Origin of the sequence: Amycolatopsis xylanica, assembly GCF_900107045.1 — a bacterium.
Classification (GTDB): Bacteria; Actinomycetota; Actinomycetes; order Mycobacteriales; family Pseudonocardiaceae; genus Amycolatopsis; species Amycolatopsis xylanica.
In genome coordinates this window covers 987,559-1,004,816 of record NZ_FNON01000002.1, presented here as the reverse complement: position 1 = coordinate 1,004,816, position 17,258 = coordinate 987,559, and the positions used below count along the sequence as shown (strand labels likewise).

General features: G+C 68.6%; 16 protein-coding genes. 4 read left to right on the top strand and 12 right to left on the bottom strand.

The features are described 5' to 3' along the window. The first annotated feature begins 212 nt into the window (after window positions 1-212). On the top strand, window positions 213-3,113 hold the full coding sequence (locus BLV57_RS12595) for a beta strand repeat-containing protein (RefSeq protein WP_245757285.1): 2,901 nt from the start codon (window positions 213-215) through the stop codon (window positions 3,111-3,113). 93 nt (window positions 3,114-3,206) lie between these two features. On the opposite strand, the gene BLV57_RS12590 is transcribed toward BLV57_RS12595, so the two are convergent. Beyond that, entirely contained in the window at window positions 3,207-3,974 is a 768-nt protein-coding gene (locus BLV57_RS12590; RefSeq protein ID WP_091288808.1) for a dioxygenase family protein, read from the bottom strand. A 139-nt stretch (window positions 3,975-4,113) separates the two neighbouring features. Here BLV57_RS12590 and BLV57_RS12585 point away from each other — a divergent pair, with 139 nt between their 5' ends. After that, window positions 4,114-4,875, top strand: a complete 762-nt coding sequence (locus BLV57_RS12585) for an alpha/beta hydrolase (protein ID WP_091288807.1) — start codon at window positions 4,114-4,116, stop codon at window positions 4,873-4,875. On the opposite strand, the gene BLV57_RS12580 is transcribed toward BLV57_RS12585, so the two are convergent. Beyond that, window positions 4,862-5,245 carry a MarR family winged helix-turn-helix transcriptional regulator gene (locus BLV57_RS12580; RefSeq protein WP_091288806.1) on the bottom strand — a complete coding sequence of 128 codons (384 nt, stop codon included), beginning with the start codon at window positions 5,243-5,245 and terminating at the stop codon, window positions 4,862-4,864. The genes BLV57_RS12585 and BLV57_RS12580 overlap by 14 nt on opposite strands. Window positions 5,246-5,315: 70 nt before the next feature. Between BLV57_RS12580 and BLV57_RS12575 the strand changes: the two genes are divergently transcribed. Further along, window positions 5,316-5,783, top strand: a complete 468-nt coding sequence (locus tag BLV57_RS12575; protein WP_091288805.1) for a MarR family winged helix-turn-helix transcriptional regulator — start codon at window positions 5,316-5,318, stop codon at window positions 5,781-5,783. On the opposite strand, the gene BLV57_RS12570 is transcribed toward BLV57_RS12575, so the two are convergent. The 8 genes from BLV57_RS12570 to BLV57_RS12535 form a co-directional block, all read right to left on the bottom strand. Then, the gene (locus BLV57_RS12570; protein ID WP_091288804.1) at window positions 5,764-7,272 is read right to left on the bottom strand and encodes an alpha/beta hydrolase; all 1,509 of its coding nucleotides are present in this window, start codon (window positions 7,270-7,272) and stop codon (window positions 5,764-5,766) included. The two genes, BLV57_RS12575 and BLV57_RS12570, sit on opposite strands and share 20 nt — an antisense overlap. A gap of 23 nt (window positions 7,273-7,295) precedes the next feature. Further along, window positions 7,296-8,318, bottom strand: coding sequence for a serine hydrolase domain-containing protein (locus tag BLV57_RS12565; RefSeq protein ID WP_091289116.1), 1,023 nt, complete (start codon window positions 8,316-8,318; stop codon window positions 7,296-7,298). Window positions 8,319-8,468: 150 nt separating this feature from the next. Further along, entirely contained in the window at window positions 8,469-9,500 is a 1,032-nt protein-coding gene (locus tag BLV57_RS12560; protein ID WP_218134738.1) for an alpha/beta hydrolase family protein, read from the bottom strand. 103 nt (window positions 9,501-9,603) lie between these two features. Next, complete coding sequence (locus BLV57_RS12555) at window positions 9,604-10,806, bottom strand: cytochrome P450 (protein WP_091288802.1); 1,203 nt, start codon at window positions 10,804-10,806, stop codon at window positions 9,604-9,606. Between the two features lie 31 nt (window positions 10,807-10,837). Further along, complete coding sequence (locus BLV57_RS12550) at window positions 10,838-11,656, bottom strand: ABC transporter permease (RefSeq protein WP_091288801.1); 819 nt, start codon at window positions 11,654-11,656, stop codon at window positions 10,838-10,840. Next, window positions 11,653-12,603 carry an ATP-binding cassette domain-containing protein gene (locus BLV57_RS12545; RefSeq protein WP_091288800.1) on the bottom strand — a complete coding sequence of 317 codons (951 nt, stop codon included), beginning with the start codon at window positions 12,601-12,603 and terminating at the stop codon, window positions 11,653-11,655. The genes BLV57_RS12550 and BLV57_RS12545 overlap by 4 nt, the downstream gene beginning before the upstream one ends. 12 nt (window positions 12,604-12,615) lie before the next feature. Continuing rightward, complete coding sequence (locus BLV57_RS12540) at window positions 12,616-13,458, bottom strand: DUF4097 family beta strand repeat-containing protein (RefSeq protein ID WP_091288799.1); 843 nt, start codon at window positions 13,456-13,458, stop codon at window positions 12,616-12,618. Between the two features lie 71 nt (window positions 13,459-13,529). Next, complete coding sequence (locus BLV57_RS12535) at window positions 13,530-14,063, bottom strand: YlcI/YnfO family protein (RefSeq protein WP_091288798.1); 534 nt, start codon at window positions 14,061-14,063, stop codon at window positions 13,530-13,532. A gap of 142 nt (window positions 14,064-14,205) precedes the next feature. Between BLV57_RS12535 and BLV57_RS12530 the strand changes: the two genes are divergently transcribed. Continuing rightward, window positions 14,206-15,069 (top strand): LLM class flavin-dependent oxidoreductase, encoded by an 864-nt coding sequence (locus BLV57_RS12530; protein WP_091288797.1) that lies wholly within the window; start codon window positions 14,206-14,208, stop codon window positions 15,067-15,069. A 9-nt stretch (window positions 15,070-15,078) separates the two neighbouring features. Here the strand turns inward: BLV57_RS12530 and BLV57_RS12525 are convergent, their stop codons facing one another. Both BLV57_RS12525 and BLV57_RS12520 read right to left on the bottom strand, forming a co-directional pair. Beyond that, window positions 15,079-16,500, bottom strand: coding sequence for an MFS transporter (locus tag BLV57_RS12525; RefSeq protein ID WP_091288796.1), 1,422 nt, complete (start codon window positions 16,498-16,500; stop codon window positions 15,079-15,081). 1 nt (window position 16,501) lies between these two features. Then, window positions 16,502-17,230, bottom strand: a complete 729-nt coding sequence (locus BLV57_RS12520; RefSeq protein WP_091288795.1) for an SDR family NAD(P)-dependent oxidoreductase — start codon at window positions 17,228-17,230, stop codon at window positions 16,502-16,504. Window positions 17,231-17,258: the final 28 nt, after the last annotated feature.

Sequence of the window (17,258 nt, the reverse complement as noted above, 5' to 3'; positions counted from 1 at the left end):
AAGCGGGCAGGGTTTAACGCGCTTTTCCGTCGCGTTCCCTGAAATCCCCGCCACGTCGCCATGCGCTCTTCGCGCTGGCGAACCCCTCTGGTGACCACCACTTCGTGGCACCTCCATGTACCCGCAAGGGAACCCGAAAAAAGGAGAAATACCCCATGCAGTCCTGGGCAAAGCGCGGACTCCAGACCGCACTTGTTACCGGTGGATTGTTGATGCTGGGTACGGGCATCGCATCGGCTGACGAAACCGTCAACCCGGATGTGGCACCCAGCCCGCTTGACCTCAACGTCAACATCCCGCTTGAAATGAAGGCCAACGGCGTCGGCACGCCGATCGGCCAGCTCGACCTTCCCGAGTTCGAGGGCACCGTCAGCTCCGAGCCCGCCAGCGAAGCCGTTCGCCAGGTCGCTCGTGACGTCGACTCGCTCGGCAACGCCTGGCCTGACGGATCCGGAGAGGCCTCCGGGGCTCCCGCCCGCCAGTCCATCGAAGGCGGCTTCACCAACTCCGGTGGTTTCGTCGACAACGGCCCCACCCTCAAGGGCAACCGCGTCAACGCGGACATCGTCCCGGCGATCCAGATCTGCGGCAACGCGATCGGTGTCATCGGCAACGCCACCGAGACCGCTGACTGCTCGCAGACCTGGAACCACGACCAGGACATCGAGACCGACGGTGCGGAGAACGCGCTCGCCGGCAACGTGGTCGCGCTCGACTGGGCCGCCCCCATCGCGATCAACGGCACCGGTGCCGGTCTCGCGGGCGGCTACGGCAAGTCCACCGGCTCCGCGACGCAGGACATCACCGAGACCGGCGACACGACCACCAGTGGTGACGGCTCCGCCCTCTCCGGCAACGTCGTGCCCGGCCAGCTCGCCACCCCGGTCCAGGTGAGCGGCAACGCCGCGTCCTGGATCCTCGGCAACGGCTACAGCGAGTTCAGCGACGACAGCGCGGCCACCGCCGGTGGCTGGGTCAAGTCCTCCGGCGGCGACGCCGAGGGCCCCGGCGGTGCCGGCAGCGGCAACGTCGTCGGCGCGCCGATCGCGCTGCCGGTCAAGTTCAACTGCAACGCGGGTGCCGCGTGGGGCTCGCTGGCCAACACCGGCGCCTGCGACACCTCGGCCGACGCCAAGGCGGGCGACACCACCGAGGGCATCTCGGGCACCCCGACCTACGTCCAGACCAGCGGTGACGACTCGCTGCTCGACGGCAACATCATCACCCCGCAGGCTGGCCCGATCGCGAACGTCGCCGGTGTGGCCGCGTCGTGGATCGGCAACGCGGGCACCGGGCAGGAGACGCCGGGCACCTCGTCCAGCACCGTCGACGCCGGTGGCTTCGTCAGCACCACCGGTGAGGACTCGGCCGCTTCGGCCAACATCGTCGACCCGGCCGTGGCTCTGCCCGTCGAGGTCTTCGGTGTCGGTGGCACCTACATCGGTCTCGCCAACGCCGCGCACGACAACACCGTCGACGCGAACGCGGGCAACGGCTCGTACACCTCCGGCAACGGCGCCGTGATCTCGGGCAACACCGCCAACACCCAGGTCGCGGGCGCGCCCGAGGTCTTCGGTGTCGGTGGCTCGCACATCGGTAACGCGACCGGCACGGCGACGGAAGAGAAGACCGTCACCGCCGGCGGCTACGACGGCACCCAGGGCAACAACTCGGGTGGCTCGGGCAACCTGGTCCAGGTCCCGGTCGCGGTCCCGGCCGAACTGCTCGGCGTCGGTGGCTCCTTCATCGGTTCGGGCACCGGCTCGGCCGACGAGGTCAAGGTCGTCCAGGGTGGCGGCGGCGGCTCGACGCACGACGACGACGGCGTGATCAGCTCGAACCTCGGCGTGGTCCCGGTTTCGCTGCCGGTCCAGGTCGTCGGCGTGGGCGGCGCGTTCATCGGCAAGGGCGTCTCGAAGGGCTCGACCGACACCACCTCCAAGGCGGGTGACAAGGAGAGCGCCACCGGAACCGCCGGTGTGCTCGCCGGGAACCTGCTCAACGGGCCGGTCTCGTTCCCGACCCAGGTGCACGGCGACGGCGTCGTCCTCGGCGGCATCGGCAAGGGCGCCAGCGAGAACATCACCGACTCGATGGCTGGCGGCGACGTCTCCACCGACGGTCAGGACGGCGCGGGCGCCGGCAACATCATCCAGGTTCCGGTCGGCGGCACCGGCTCGATCTTCGGCAACGGCATCGCCGGCGCCGGCATCGGGACCGGCAGCGGCACCAGCGACGTCAAGTCCGTCGCCGGTGGCTCGGCCGAGACCAACGGTGACCGCGGCTCGATCTCCGGCAACATCATCGACGCCCAGGCGCTGCCGATCGTGCAGGCCTTCGGCGACGCGGTGGCCGGGCTCGCCAAGGCCAAGGGCACCGCGACCAACACGGTCGACGCGCAGTCCGGTGGCGACGTGACCACCTCGGGTGTCGACGGCGGCATCTCCGGCAACATCGTCGACATCCCGCTGGCGGCCGTGGCTCAGGCCTTCGCCGACGCGGTGGCCGTCGGTGCCACCGCCGAAGCCGAGGCCGACAACATGACCACCGGCAAGACCGGTGGCGAGTCGACGACCGATGGCGACGGGTCCAGCCTGTCCGGCTTCAACATCCAGCAGCCGCTGGGTGCGCTGGTCCAGGTCTTCTGCGTCGACCTCGGCCTGTTCGGCACCGCCAACGCGACCGGGTCCGACGCGACCTCGATCACCGAAGAGCCGCAGATCTTCGTGCCGATCGACTGGTGCGGCAGCGAAATGGCCGCCGACGAGCTGCCGGCGCTGCCGGACGCGACCGGGCTGCCCGCGCTGGCGCTGCCCGAGCTCCCCGCGCTCCCGGCCCAGGCCGCGCGCGAGGACGTCCCGGCTCTGCCCGCGCTTCCGGTGCAGCTGCCCGCGCTGGGCAACCTCGGCCAGACGGTCGCTCTGCCCTCGCTGAAGGCGCCGAGCATCAAGCTGAACACGGTCGACCAGACCATGCAGGCGCTGCAGGGTGCCGCGACCATGCCGAACGCGAGCACGCTGCCCGCCGTTCCGGCCATGGCCGCGCTGGACGCCAACCCGATCGCGGCGTTCTTCTCCAAGCTCGCCGGTGGCTTCTCCTCCTTCAAGAAGTGACTTCACCGCCAGTGAAGTGATTCCCTGAGCCACTACCCAACAGGCCGGGCCCCACGAGCGAACTCCGCTCGTGGGGCCCGGTTCTTTTGTGTCTCAGCCGATTTGCACGGACCGCTTGGCGAGTCCGTACCAATAGCCGTCGATCACGGTCTCGGGTTTCTGCGCACCGCCAGCGCCGAGCGAGACGAACAGCGGCGCGAAATGCTCGATCCGCGGATGCGCGAGCTGAGCGGCGGGCGCCTTGTGCTGGAAGTCGAGCAACGCGTCGACGTCACCCGCCCGCAGCACTTCATCGCCCCAGTGGTCGAATTCGCTCGACCAGGCGGGCGGCGTGCCGTCGGTGGCGCTGACCTGGCGCATCGCGCTCAGGTTGTGCGTGAAGAACCCGCTTCCGATGATCAGCACGCCTTCGTCGCGCAGCGGCGCGAGTTTCTGGCCCAGCTCGAACAGTTGTTGCGGGTCGAGTGAGGGCATCGAGATCTGCAGCACCGGGATGTCGGCCTCGGGGAACATCTCCACCAGCGGCACGTACGCGCCGTGGTCGAGCCCGCGCTCGGGTGCGTCGTGCACCGGCGTCTCGGTCGAATGCAGGAGCTTGCGCACCTTGTCAGCCAGCGCCGGGGCGCCGGGTGCGCCGTATTTCACCTGGTAGTAGTGCTCGGGAAAGCCCCAGAAGTCGTACACCAGCGGCACGGTCGTGGTCGCGCCGAGCGTCAGCGGCGCTTCCTCCCAGTGCGCGGAGACGACCAGGATCGCCTTGGGCTTGCTGAGCTTGCTCGACCACTCGGCGAGCTGACGGGTCCAGACCGCGTCGTCGGCCAGCGGCGGCGCGCCATGACTGAGGTACAGCACCGGCGTCATCTCGACCTCCAGTTGTTTGAACTTTCAACTATATAGTGAGACGCAAGCGCTGTCTGCGATATTCCCTCGTTCGGACGTCCCGCGTGTGAGCGGCGGTTTCCGGGGAACTTCTGCTTCAGCGGCGAAGGAGGAGATGGGGATGGCTAGCGATGTTTTGGCAGGTGAGAGCGTTGTAGACGCGCTGATGAGCGTCCCCCGGCTCCTGCGTCACCCGGTGTGGCGAGCCGAGGATCCGACGCGAGGACAAGGGCAGGGCGTCCTGCTCGTACCGGGTTTCGGCTTCGGCGACCGCAGTCTCCAGGTGGCCGCCACCTGGCTCGCCGCGCGCGGGTACCGCCCGGCGGGCGCACGCATCGGCGTCAACATCGGCTGCACCAGCAAGCTCGTTGACCGCATCATCCGCCGGTTGGCGGCGCACGCCGAGACCACCGGCCGCCCGGTGATCCTGCTCGGCCAAAGCCGCGGCGGCTGGCTCGCGCGCCTTGCCGCGATCGAACGTCCCGACCTGGTCCGTGCGCTGGTCACGCTGGGCAGCCCGGTCCTCGATCCACTCGGCGCGCATCCGAAGGTCGTCCGCGTCGCACGGTTCCTGGCGAGGTTGTCCACTTTGGGCCTGCCGGGTTTGCTGACTGGTGACTGCCTGTCGGGCAGTTGCTACGAGACCAACATGAAATCGCTGGCCAAGCCGTTGCCGCCGGGTATGCCCGCGGTCGCGTTCTACTCGCGCGGCGACCGCATCGCACCGTGGCGGTTGTGTCAGGACCCGAGCGCCGAGTGCGTCGAAATCCACAGCAGTCACACGGGAATGGGCTTCGATCCCGAGTTTTATGCCGCCGTGGAGCCGAAACTGGCCGAGTGGGCACTGGATTCGGTGCCGCAGGGGCTGCTCAAGGCGTCTTAGTCAGATTTCGTGCCATGCGTTCGAGGACGTCGTGCGTGGTGCGGTAGTCCTCGTCGCTGATGCCTTCGGTGACCAGCTCACGCTGCTTCTGGATTTTCGCGCGGGCTCGCTCGAACGCGGCTTGACCGGCTTCGGTGAGCTGTCCGTCCGCGACCCAGCCGCGCTCGATGAGGTCGTCGACGATCGGTTTCATCGACGAGCCGAAGGGTGCGAGCGCCTCGTCGACCGCCTCGGAGGTGCGCGCGCCGGACGCGATCGTGTTGAGCACCTGCCAGTGCCTGCGGGTGAGGCCGTCTTCGGCAAGCGCGTCGGCGAAGGAGGATTCGAGGAGTTGATGCAGGTGACTGAACCAGTAGCCGATGGGTTTCACGGTGCACTCCTAGTGCATGTAGAATGACAACTACATGTAAAAGTACATGTAACTCGGGAAGGTGGCAATCATGACGGACCCCGTCGTCGCCGTCGAGCGCGCCATGATCGCCATCCGCCGAGCGCAGACCCGCCGGACGCTGTCCAAGGTCGCCCGCGAACGCACCGGCTCCGCTGTCGACCCCGCACTGCTCGGTGTGCTCGACGCCGTCGAGGAATGCGAAGAACGCGGTGACCCTGGCACGGTCACCGCGTTGGCTTCGGCGTTGTCGATCGATCAGCCGCGGGCGAGCCGCCTGGTCGCCCGCGCCGTCGAGGAAGGCCTTCTGCGCCGGGAAGCCGACCAGGCCGACGGCCGCCGCGCGGTCTTGGTGCTGACCGAGCGGGGCCGTGGCCTGGTCGACGAGACGCATTCGTTCCGGCAGGCCGTCTTCGCCGAGACGATGGCCGAATGGTCCACAGAGGACAGAGAGACCTTCGGCCGCCTGCTGACCGATTTCACCCGGCGCTATCGCGAAATCAGTCTTCGCGGCAGGTGATGTCCGTCTTCGGGAGCGTGCCGTCGCGGAAGTACGTGTTGATCGTGTTCTCCGCGCACTTGTTCGGGTAGTTGCCGAACACGGCGTGGATCCGGACGTCCTGCAGGGTCACCAGCTTCGACCCGGTCATCGACTTGTGCAGCGCGACGCCGCTTTGGTACGCCGTGCGGGTGTCGCCGGTGGCCTGCACGATCAGCGAAGGCACCGAGTTGTGCACCTGGGTCGGCTCTTCGACCGGCTCGGGCCAGAAGGCGCACGCGGTGAGGTTGTTGGCGAAGGCGCCGAAGACCGGCTCCGCCGCGCGGTCGCGCTGGATGTTGCGCCAGTACCACTCCGGGTCACGCGGCGAGTGGGTGTCGCCGCACATGATGGCCGCCTGCCCCGAGCCCTGTGCCTCCGCCGTGGGCTTGTACACGAAACGCAGGTCGCGCTCCAGCTCTTCACTCGGCTGCACCGGCTTGCCCTCGGCGGCGTCGGTGAGCAGCCGGACGGTTTCCGCGAGGTCGGCGTTCTTCCGAGGGTCGGCGAGCGGGCCGAACAGCATCATCGGCAGCACGTGCTGATCGAGCCGGTAGTCACCGACGCGGATCGGCTGGCGCGCCGACTGCTTGATCAGGCCTTCCACCACGGAACGTACCTGCTTGGCGGTCTTGCCCAGGTGGTACTCGCCGTCGCGCGCCGCGGTCCAGTTCGCCCACTCGTCGAGCGCGGCCTCGTTGGGCTTGCCCATGTCCTGCATCATCGGCACGCCGAACTTCTTCGCGTCGACCGCGCTGTCCAGCACGAACCGGTCGCTGCGCTGCGGGAACATCTGCGTGTACACCGCGCCGAGGTAGGTCCCGTACGACCAGCCGAAGTAGTTGATCTTCTGCTCGCCGAGCGCGCCGCGGATCACGTCCATGTCCCGCGCGGTGTTGCGGGTGGTGAAGTGGCGTACGTCCGGGCCTTCCTTGACCATGCACCGCGTGACCAAGTCCTTCTCCAGCCGGGCGTTCGCGTCGAACGCGGTCCGGTCGACGCCCGCCGAGCGCAGCATGGAGCCGACCGGCCAGCCGCAGTCGACCGGGGTGGAGCGGCCGATGCCGCGGGGGTCCATCCCGATGAGGTCGTAGCGGGACTTCACCTCCGGCGTCATGGATTCCCGGACGACGAGCATCAGATCGAGGCCCGCGCCGCCGGGCCCGCCGGGATTGGACAGCATGATGCCGCGCCGGTTCTGCTTGTCCGAGGCCTTCAGCCGGGAGATGGCGACCGTGATCGTCCGGCCACGCGGCTGGGCGTAGTTCAACGGCACCTTGACGTCGGCGCATTCGGCGCCCGCCGCGTCCAACTCCTTGTGGTTACAGGCTTTCCAGTCCAGCTTCTGCTGGTAGAAGCGGTCGAGGCCGCCGTGCTGGGTGGTTTCCTGGTCGGCGAGTGCGATACCGGATCCGGCCAGCAGGCTCGCCGCGGCCGCCGTGGTGGCGACCAGCGCACGCATACGTTGCATTTTCTCTTTCCTCACAGTAGAAGTCAGTTCGAACAGACGGCCGTGTCGACGACCTTCATCACGTCGGCGGAACCGGTCGCGGTGACCTGGTTGACGGTCACGTTCACCGAACGCCCGTCCGCGGCGACGCCGCCTCGGGTGCGGAACCCGGGGATGGAGCCGCCGTGGCCCCACAGCTCCTTGCCGCACGAAACCGGGATCCGGATCAACCCGAGCCCGTACTCCGCGCCGGGAAAGACATCCGCCGGGACGGTGCGTTTCATCTCGGCCAGCTGCGCCGGCGGCAGCAGCCGTCCGCCCAAGAGCGCGGTGAAGAACCGGTTCACGTCCTGCCCGGTCGACACCATCGCGCCGGCGGCGCCACCCCAGGACGGATCCTGATCGGTGACGTCCACCCACTTGCCGTCGGCCTGGTCGTAGCCGCGGGGATGCGGACCGCGGATGCCGGTCTCGTAAGGCGCCGGGTAGTAGGTGTCGGTCAAGCCGAGCGGCTTGATGATCCGGTTGGTGATCTCCGTGGCCGTCGATCGCCCGGTCACCTTTTCGATCAGCATCCCCGCGAGGATGTAGTTCGTGTTGGAGTACTCCCATTTCGTGCCAGGCTCGAAGTGGGATCGCATCGTCAACGCGGTCCGCACGAGCTCGGCGGGCTCGAAGTGCTGCGTGCCGTCCGTGTCGAGCTTCACGAGATAGTCCGGCAGTCCGCTGGTGTGCTGCAACAACTGGCGGACCGTGATGCGCGTGCCGTCGTTTCCGTTGCCACGCACCACACCCGGCAGGTAGCGGTCGATCGGATCGTCCAGTTTCACCTTGCCTTCGGCGACCAGCTGCAGGATCACCGTCGCGACGAAGGTCTTGGTGTTACTGCCGATCCGGACGTGCGACCGGTGCGGAAACGCCTTCCCGGAGCGCCGGTCACCGACCCCGCTCACGGCCTCCCAGCTGCGTCCGCGCTCCGTGACCACGGCCTGTGCGCCGGGCACTCCCGTCCCTACGAGCTGGTCCAGCGCCTGCCCGACCTCGTGCCGCACCGACACGGCCGCCATCGCGGGCACTGTGCCTGCCAGCACCGTGCCCACCACGGCGGCCCCGACCGCGACTCGTCCCCAAGTCCTTGGTAGCAAAGGAATCCCTCCCTGCGAGCTCGGAACCCGCCCGTCGGCTTCCGGTGATCACCAGGCTAGGGATTCCGGCACTCACCCCACGATGTCCGCAGCACCCAGGCCCATGGTGGGGCTAGCCCCACCACACAGCTGCCGGTCGAGGAACGCGGCGACGTGCGCGCGGGTGAGCCGGATGCCGAGTGCCGGGTCGAGCGGGAACGGCTCCTCGAAACCTGCCTGCTGGACGAGCAGGTCCAGGTCGGTGAAGGCGTAATGATCGGCGCCCGCCACGGTCAGCCGCCGTTTCCAGCCGGTCATCAGCGGCCACACCGCGTCCCACGACGGGTCCTTGGTGGCGGCCGGGTCGTGGATCTCGGGACTGCCGACCAGCAGGAACGGCCGGTCGAGCGGTGCGACCGGCTCCATCGGGCCGTCGAGGTTGACCCCGGCGCCGACGCGGCGATCGGCGCGCATCGCGGTGGCCGCGGCCGCACCACCGAGGGAATGTCCCACCACGGCGACCTGGCGCTCGTCGATCATCGGATTGTCGCGGAGTTCGTCGAGGACAAAGGAAAGATCTTTACCTCGGCTGAGCGCGATCGCCGCACGGCCGATCTTCTCGGGTAACCCGCAGGCCGCACACGGCAGCACCCCGCCGGGGAATTTCGCCGCGCTGGACTCGAAAGCGTGGTCGACGGCCGCGGCGACGTAACCACGCGAGGCCAGATCCTCGGCCAGCGCGGTGAGGGTGTGGCGGGGAACGGTGAAGCCAGGTGAAAGCAGGACGAGCGGACGCTTGCCCGGCAACGGGTTCGCGCCGACCCGAGACCAGGTACGAGTGCCTGCCAGCTTTTCGGCGGTGAACACCGGAGGGTCGGTGTGGAAGCGGGCCGCGAGCGCGGCCGCCTCATCGGCGTCCACATAGGACGCTCGGCTGCCCGTTCCGCGCACCGCCGGGTAGAACAGCGTGACCATCAGCTGTCTCGGCCCGGCCTCGGGCACCCATGGGTCGGTCCGGTTTCGGTCGGTGAGCGCGAGCGTGCTGCGTCCGACCGCGTCCCGTCCGGTGGGCGCGGGCAGCGACAAGCCCGCCGTATCGGCCTCGGCGGCCGATACGGCGGGCATGGAACCAAGCAGGCAAAGCGCGATGACTACGGCTGAAAGCTTTCGCATACTTGAACTGTGCCGAGAACGGCAGCCGCGGAACACGGGGAAAACCCCCGAACGGTCAGCCCCAGGTGACCGGCAGCTCGTGCACGCCGTAGATGTTCATATCGGTCTTGAGCTTCACGTCCTCGGCGGGAATCGCCAGCTTGAGGGCCGGGAAGCGGCGCAGCAGTCCTTCGAAACCGGCACGCATCTCGATCCGGGCCAGCTGCTGGCCGAGGCATTGGTGGATGCCGTGGCCGAAGGACAGGTGACCACGCGCCTTGCGGTGGATGTCCAGCGTGTCGGGGTTTTCGAACCGCTTCGGGTCGCGGTTGGCGGCGAGCAGCGAGATGACCACGGTCGACCCCTCGCCGATCGTCTCTCCCCCGAGTTCGATGTCTTCCGTGGCGTAGCGGTAAAAGATGTCGGCGATGGACAGGTAGCGCAGGAGTTCCTCGACCGCGTTGGGCAGCAGTTCCGGGTCCGCCCGTAGTTCGGCCTGCTGCTCGGGGTTCTCGAGCAGTGCGAACGTGCCCAGCGCCAACATGTTCGCGGTGGTTTCGTGCCCGGCGAGCAAAAGCAGGAACGCGATGCCGACCAGTTCCTCGACGCCGAGGTCCTCTTGGCTCGCCAGGTCGGACAGGATGTCCTCGCCGGGGTTGGCGCGCTTGCTCATGACCAGTTCGCCGAGATACGTGGTCAGTGCGGTCAACGCGGCCATCTTCTCGCTCAGTTCCTGATCCCTGGCAAGGAACTTGGCCGAGTTCGCCTGGAAGCTGTCCCGGTCCTCGTAAGGAACACCGAGCATCTCGCAGATCACCAGCGAAGGCACCGGCAGCGCGAACGCCGTGACCAGGTCGACCGGCTGGGGCAGCTTCGCCATCTCGTCCAGCTGCCGCTCGACGATCTCGATGATGTGCTCTTCCAGCATCTTCATACGCTTGACGGTGAACGTGCCGGTGAGCTTGCGCCGCAACCGGGTGTGATCCGGCGGGTCCATCGCGACGAACACACCCGGCATCGTCGGGGACGGCTCGGTCGGGGCGGGCATGCCCGGCGTCTCGAACGGCACGTGGATGATGCCGAGATCCTGGCGTGAGCTGAATCGGGTGTCCGCCAGCAACTGGCGGGCCGCTTCGTAGCCGGTGACGAGCCAGCCTTCGTGACCGTCGGGGAAGTGCATCGGGCTGACCGGGCGGGTTTCGCGCAGTCGGGTGATCTCGGTGGGCGGCGCGAACGGACCCGCGTCGCGCTCCATCGGGAGGCCCTGCGGAATCGACATCGTGAACTCCTTGTGTGGTGGGGAAAGCGGGTCAGCCGGCGTATTCGCGGTTGAACAGGCGCTTGGACCAGAGGTAGCCGCCGAGCGCGATGAGCGCGCACCAGCCGAGCGCGATCCACGCGTTGTTGCCGAGCGGCTTGTCCATCAGGAGGCCGCGCAGGGTTTCGATGATCGGCGTGAACGGCTGGTACTCGGCGAACCAGCGCAGTCCGGCGGGCATCGAGTCGGTCGGGACGAACCCGCTGCCGATGAACGGCAGCAGCATCAACGGCATGAGCACGTTGCTCGCGGATTCGACGGTCTTGCTCACCTGGCCGAGCGCGACGGCCAGCCAGACGAGCGCGAACGACACCACCACCAGGAAACCGGCCGTGGCGAACCAGGCGCCGACACCGGCCTCGGGCCGGAAGCCGACCAGCAGCGCCACGCCGATCACCAGCGCCAGGCTGATCATCGCCTGGATGACGCTGCCGATCACGTGCCCGGTCAGCACGGAGACGCGGGCGATGTGCATGGTGCGGAACCGGGCGATGATGCCTTCGGTCATGTCCATGCAGACCGAGATCGTCGTGCCCTGGACCGTGGCCGTCACCGTCATCAGGATGATGCCCGGCGCCAGGTAGTTGACGTAGTCGGCGCGGCCGCCGCCCACCCCGCCGAGCCCGGCGCCCATGGTGCCGCCGAACACGTAGACGAACAGCAGCAGGAAGATGATCGGCATCCCGACGAGCTGCACGGTCATCGACGGATAGCGCAGCATGCGCTTGAGGTTGCGGCGCAACATGGTCGCCGAGTCGCGCAGCGGGTGGAACTTGAGGTTCGCCGGTGCGGCGAGAGCCGGGGTACTCATCGGGTGGTCACCTTCTCCTTGGCGGGGTCGCCCGTGAAGGCGAGGAAGACGTCGTCGAGATCGGGGGTGTGCACGGACAGCTCGTCGACCTCGATGGCCTGGTCGTCGAGCTGGTCGATCAGGGTTTTCAGCGAGCGCAGGCTGCCGTCGCTGGGCACCCGCAGCGCGAGTGCGTCGGTGTCGTCGGTCGCCTGCCCCAGGAGCCGCTTGGCCGAATCGAGGCCACGCGGGTCCGCGAACCGCAGCCGGACATGGCCGCCCGGGATTTGGCGCTTCAGCTCCTCCGGGGTGCCCTCGGCGACCACCTTGCCGTGGTCGAGCACCGCGATCCGGTCGGCCAGCTCGTCGGCTTCGTCCAGGTACTGCGTGGTCAGGAAAATCGTGACGCCGCCCGCGACCAGCTCACGGACGATCTGCCACATTTCCCGGCGGCTGCGCGGGTCCAGCCCGGTGGTCGGCTCGTCGAGGAAGATCACCCGAGGGCTGCCGACCAGCGTCATCGCCAGGTCGAGCCGCCGCCGCATGCCACCGGAGTACGTCGAAGCCGGCTTCCCTGCCGCCTCGACCAGGTCGAACTGCTCGAGCAGCTGGGCGGTGCGCCGGCGGCCGTCGGCGCGGCTGAGGTGGTTCAGATCCGCCATCATCATCAGGTTCTCCCTGCCGTTGAGCAGGTTGTCGACCGCCGAGAACTGGCCGGTGACCCCGATCGCGGCACGCACCGCGTCCGGTTCGGTCGCGACGTCGTGGCCCGCGACGCGGATGGTGCCCCCGCTGGCGTTGATCAGGGTGGACAGGATCTTGACGGTGGTGGTCTTGCCGGCGCCGTTCGCGCCGAGCAGCGAGAAGACCGTGCCACGCTGGACATTCAGGTCGATGCCGTCGAGTACGACGTGCTCGCCGTACGACTTGCGCAGGCCGGTCACGGCGATCGCTTGGTCGATGGTCATGGTTCTTTCCCCTCAGGAACGTCGGATGGTGATGCCGCCGAACGAGGTGCGCGCGTGCACCTTGACGGTCTCGTCGGCCTCGTCAGGACTGGTGGTGCTCTCGAGCAGGTTGTGCACCTGCCCGAAGCCGGTGTTCACCTCGAGCCAGGCGGCGGTGCCCTCGGCGATGCCGACCTCCAGGTCGCCCATCGCGGTCCCGAGCTCGACCGAGCCGCGGGCCACCTCGCCGAGGCGGATGTTGCCGTTGGACGACTTCGCTTCGACACCGGCGCCCGCCCGGTCGACCGTGATGTCGCCGTTCGCGGCACGCACCCGGACATGGCCCGACGCCGAGGCGATCGTGGTCTCGCCGTTGGCGTTCTTGACGACCACGGAGCCGTCGACCTCGCCGAGGTCGACCTTTCCGGAGCCGGTGTGGAGCTCGGCCGTGCCGGTGACGTGGTCGGCCGTGAGGTGCCCGGCGCTGGTGTCGAGGCGCAGCGCGCCGGTCTGCTCCAGCCGGACGTTCCCGGCGGAGGTCTTGAACCGGCAGTCCCCCAGCCTGCCGGTGCCACTGAGGTTCCCGACCTGGATCTCGCCGTTCAGCCGCGAGCCGCTCGGCAGCTCGATGGTCACGTCGACCGACTTGGTCTTGCGGGAGAAGTCGAAACTGCGCTTCGGCCCGGTCACCTGGAGCACGCCGTTCGCGTAGTCGACGCGGATCCGCTGGGCGGCCTGCACGTCCGAGCTGTCGGACTCGTTGCTCGGCCGCACGTCGACGACCGTGTCGGCGCGGTCCGCGGCGACGATCCGCACGTTGCCGACGCCGAACTCGAGCGTCACGGAAATGGGTTCGGGAGTGTCGAATTTAGGCATGGTTGTCCCCTGATCATGAGTTGGTGGAGCATCCCCGCAGGTCGGGGCGTGGTGTGTGGAAAGTGGTGTGGCTAGCGGACCCAGCCGGTGAAGCCCTGTTTGGCGGGCGCGCTCAAGGTGGTTTCCGGCACCTGGTCACGTTCGGCGCGCTGCTGCGAGCGGTGCACTGCCACGGTGGCCGCGCGGACCAGCCAGGCGTTGACCGAGCGCCCTTCGGCGGCGGCGGCCTCCTCGACCGCGGCCTTGAGCTGTTCCGGCAGGCGGACGTTGATCCGCGAACTCGGTCCGTCCTCGAAGCCGGGCGCCGCGGCGGCTTCGGGCACGGGTGGTGGCTCCTCGGCCACGACCTTGACCGGCTCGGCGGCCGGCACGGTCACGACGAAGTTCGGGTCGCGGCCCTGCAGGCGCACCTGCACGGAACCGGGAGCCAGGTCACTGGTGATCTCGTCGGCGGCGGCCGACAGCGCCTCCAGCAAGGTCATCCGGATCGCCGACTCGAGTGAGCCGGTCAGGCGCTCGACCAACGCACGGGACTCTTCCCCGCCCGCTTCGGCGAGGGTGGCGAATTCGCGGCCGAGGTGGCTCACATACGTGGTCAAGTCCATGGCACCACTATGGCACACGCGTGGCACCACCACAAGAAAAAGTTGGCTCAGATGTGGTGCCACATGGTGCCAGCATGGCAAAAGCCCTGGTAGATGACCTTTTGGTCAGAAAGTGTCGGTGGTGCCGGGCATGATGCCAGGCATGCGGTACTCGATCTATGTTCCGAATTTCGGGGAGTTCGCGGAGCCGGAGACCTTCGCCGAGGTGGCACGCCGTGCCGAGGCGGCGGGGTGGGACGGCCTGTTCGTCTGGGATCACCTGGTCGAGCAGAAGCACCTGCGACGACGGATCGCGGATCCCTGGATCCTGCTCACCGCCGCGGCGCTGGCCACCAGCCAGATCCGCCTCGGCACCATGATCACGCCCGTCGCGCGCCGACGGCCCGGCAAGCTCGCCAGGGAGGTGACCACGCTCGACCGGCTGACCGGCGGCCGGATGATCCTCGGCGTCGGCCTTGGCGCGCCGCTGGAGGACGAATACGCGAGCTTCGGCGACACGGCCGACCCGCGAGTGCTCGCCGAGCGTCTCGACGAGAGCCTCCACGCGCTCGACTTGCTGTGGTCCGGCGAACCGGTCAGCTACCGGGGCAACCAGGTCAGCCTGGACGACGTGGCCTTTCAGCCGACCCCGGTCCAGCGTCCGAGGGTGCCGATCTGGGTCGGCGGCCAATGGCCGAACAAGCCGCCGATGCGCCGCGCCGCGCGCTGGGACGGAGCCATCCCCGGCTTCGACGGCATGGTGGCCGCACGACCACCCGCCGCCGACGAGGTCCGCGACTTGGCCGGCTTCCTCCGCGACCGCCGCGCGGAGAACGGCCGCGCGGACCAGCCGTTCGACATCGTCATCGGCGGCGCGAGCCAGGCCGGGGCACCGGGCCGCGACCTGGTCGCCCCACTCGCCGACGCCGGCGCGACCTGGTGGAACGAATGCATGCCATGGGACGACACCCTGGAGCGCGCCGAGCCGATGCTTCGCCGGATCGACCAAGGCCCGCCCCGAGCCTGACCAGCGGCCTCACGACCCCACGTGGGATTTACCCCGCAACAGGGACCCGCAGGCCACGGCGCCGGCGACGAAGATCGCGCTCGAGCACCAGAAAGCCGTGGTGTAGCTGTGGATCGCGGCGTCAGCCTGGATGATCGGGCTGGCAGCGTCCTTGCTGGCCAGGTAGCGGGTGAAGGCCGAAGCGGCGAACGAGTTGAGCAGCGCGACGCCGATCGACCCGCCGATCTGCTGCGCGATGGTCACGGTGGCTGAGGCGACGCCCGCGTCGCGTGGCTCGACGCCGGAGGTTCCGGCGTCCATCGACGGCGCGATGATCGCGCCGATGCCCGCTCCGAAAAGCATCAGCGGACCGAGGATGTCCGCGGCATAGGAGCTGTGCCGCCCGATACCGGTGAGCCACGCCATGCCGCCCGCCGCGATCAGCATTCCCGCCACCACGGGGATTCTCGCGCCGAGCCGCGGATAGAGCTGGGTCGTGCACACCCCGCCGGCGAGCACCAGCGTGGCGACCATCGGCAGGAACGCGAGGCCGGTCATGATCGGCGAGTAGCCCAGGATTTCCTGCAGGTAGTAGTTCAGGAACAGGAACGCGCCGAACAAACCGGCGCCACCGAGGAAGATCGCCAGGTTGGCCCCGCCCCGCGTGCGGTCGAGGATGACGCGCGACGGCAGCAGTGGATGCGCGGCGTGCGTCTGCCACCAGCCGAACACCGCGAGGAAAACCGCGCCGCCCGTCAGAAAGATCCAGGTGTTCGCTTCGGCATTGGCGAAGCCGTAGACGAGGCAGAACAGGCCTGCCGAGGCGATGAGCGTGCCGGGCAGATCGAGGCGCGGCCGGTCGCCGGTCTCGGGCTGACGCGGGATCAAGCTCAGTGCGCCCACGATCGTGACGATGCTGATGACGACGTTGACGTACAGCGTCCAGCGCCAGTCGAGATATTCGGTGAGCACACCGCCGAGCACCATGCCGACCGCCGCCCCCGAGCCGGAGACGCCGCCGAACACGGCGAACGCGGTGGCGCGTTCCTTGGGTCCGATGAAGGTCGTCGACAGCAGCGCGAGCGCGGCCGGTGCGAGCATCGCCCCCGCCACGCCCTGCACGGCGCGACCGGTCACCAGCACCTCGAAGTTCGGTGCCGCCCCGGCTAGCGCCGAGGCCGCGCCGAAAGTGATCAGGCCTGCCAGGAACATCACCCGGCGTCCGATCAGGTCGGAAACGCGACCGGACAGCAGCAACAGGCTGCCGAAGGTCAGCGAATACGCGGTCACGATCCACTGCCGGTCGCCGATCGAGAACCCGAGCTCCCGCTGCGCGCCGGGCAGCGCGATGTTGACGATCGTGACGTCGAGGACGTCCATCAGCTGCGCCAGGCAGATCACGGCCAGCACCCACCAGCGGCGGGTGGTGGCCGTCTTGGTCGATCCGGCCATGTCAGAGCAACGCCTTTCCGTCGCGGAACAACCCACCGGTCGGTCCGTCGGCGGCCAGGGTGGCGGCCCAGACCACACCGCGCGCGCTTTCCGCGGCGGGCCGGTCGCGCTCGTCGGCACGCTCGGGATAGGTGGCGGTCTCGCCGGGGTCGACGCCGTTGACCAGGATCGGAGTGTCCTCGAAGGCGCGGGCGAGCGCGGTGGTCAAGGCGTTGAGCATGTGCTTGGACATCGAGTGCGCGGGAGCGCGCAGGCTCGCACCGAGATCGAGCCCGGTGGCGATCTGCATGGCGGAAAGGCTGGAGACGTTCACGATCCGCGCCGCGGGTGCGGCGGCCAGCAGCGGCCGGAGCGACTGGACCAGCCCCCACGGACCGAGGACGTTGACCTCCATCGCGGACCGCACCTCGTCGAGGTCGGCGTCGAGCGCGGAAAGCACCCGGAAATCAGGCATCCCGCTCGCATTGTTGATCAACACGTCGAGGTGGCCGAAGGTCCGGCCGAGGTGGTCGACGGCTTCACGCATGCTCGCCTGATCAGTCAGGTCGAGCCGAAGCGCGGTGGCCGCGTGCCCTTCTTGCCGTAGCTGCTCGGCCAGCGGCTCGGCGCGGCTGACGTCACGCGCGGTCAGGATGACGTGATAGCCGAGTTCGGCGAGCTGCCGTGCCACGGCGAAGCCCAGTCCGGCCGATCGGCTGGTGCCGGTGAGCAATGCGGTCTTGATGGTCATGGAAGGTCCTCTCGGAGATTGGTGAACT